Origin of the sequence: Sunxiuqinia rutila (genome assembly GCF_050589705.1) — a bacterium.
GTDB classification, from domain to species: domain Bacteria; phylum Bacteroidota; class Bacteroidia; order Bacteroidales; family Prolixibacteraceae; genus Sunxiuqinia; species Sunxiuqinia rutila.
On record NZ_JBNGOT010000036.1, the window covers coordinates 1 to 1,281 of the forward strand.

The following is a 1,281-nucleotide window of genomic DNA, read 5'->3' on the forward strand; positions in this document are numbered from 1 at the left end:
TGAACTTGCAACAAAAAAGTGGACATTGAGTTAAGCTATGCTGCCAATTTTTGTTTATTTATTAATTCAGCAAATTCCGCTGGTGACAAATAATTCAAAGCAGAATGGGTTCTCTGAGTATTGTACCAGGTTTCTATATATTCAAAAACAGAAACTCTCGCTTGCCTTTTTGTGGTATACTTGTTTCTGTAGATCCATTCTGTTTTTAAGGTCTTGAAAAAGCTTTCAGCAACAGCATTGTCCCAACAGTCTCCTTTTCTGCTCATGCTTTGTTTTACAAATGGATTTGATGCCAGCAGTTCTTTAAACTCTGTACAGGCGTATTGTATCCCCCTGTCAGAATGAAAGATGAGATCATCAGTTACCGGACGGTTCGCAACTGCCATTTTCCATGCAGGAACAACTGTGTCAATGGTTTTAAGTGTACTGCTTGTTGACCATCCAATTACTTTCCGGTCGCACAAATCGATAATAACAGTCAAGTATAACCAGCTCTCTGAGGTGCGTATGTACGTAATGTCAGACACCCAGACTTTACCTAACTCATACACTTTAAATTCCCGATTTAACAGGTTGGGGGCAACTGGAAATTGATGCTTCGATTCGGTGGTACATTTAAAGCGCCTCTTTGTTTTGCTGTGGATATTCGCTTTTTTCATCAGCCTTGCGACACGGTGCCGTGACACATGAACATAATCTTTCCTTAGTTCCTCGCTGATGCGTGGACTGCCGTAAGTTTCTTTGCTCCTTTTATATATCTCTCGTATCTGATCCATTAATTCTTCGTTTTCAAGTGCCCGTTTTGAAGGCTTTCTTTTTAGCCAGGAATAAAATCCACTTCTGCTTACTCCTAATACTTTACACATCATTTCAATGGGAAACATGGAGTTGTTGTCGGCTATAAACCGGTATATTTTCCATCGCTCTTGGAAAAGATGCCTACTGCCTTTTTTAGGATATCTCTTTCCATCTGCATATCGGCAAGTTCTTTTTTCAATCGGGCTATTTCTTTTTCTTCATCCGTCATTTTAGGGTTACCATTGCCGGGAAAACTTGCTCCTTGAGAACTGGCAAATTCACTCCTCCATCTGTAAAGTAATGCAGGACGTATTTTAAGTTCATGCGCGAGCTCTACAATGCTTTCTCTTGAGTAACTTAACTCAACTGCATTAAGCTTAAACTCTCGGGTAAATATTCTTCTTTCTCTACTCATAATTCTAAGATACAATTTTCATAACAATCATATCTTAACCTACTGTCCGTTCAAATGTAGCAACTCCA

Annotated in this window: 1 protein-coding gene; it reads right to left on the reverse strand. The window is 39.3% G+C overall.

Annotation, left to right across the window (positions count from 1 at the left end):
- Nucleotides 1–35: 35 nt before the first annotated feature.
- Nucleotides 36–1,213, reverse strand: a protein-coding gene (locus tag ACRD6K_RS19975; protein WP_430974674.1) for an IS3 family transposase whose coding sequence is annotated in 2 segments (ribosomal slippage) — nt 36–955 and nt 955–1,213 — 1,179 coding nt in all. Because the reading frame shifts where the segments join, the coding sequence is not laid out codon by codon here.
- Nucleotides 1,214–1,281 lie beyond the last annotated feature (68 nt).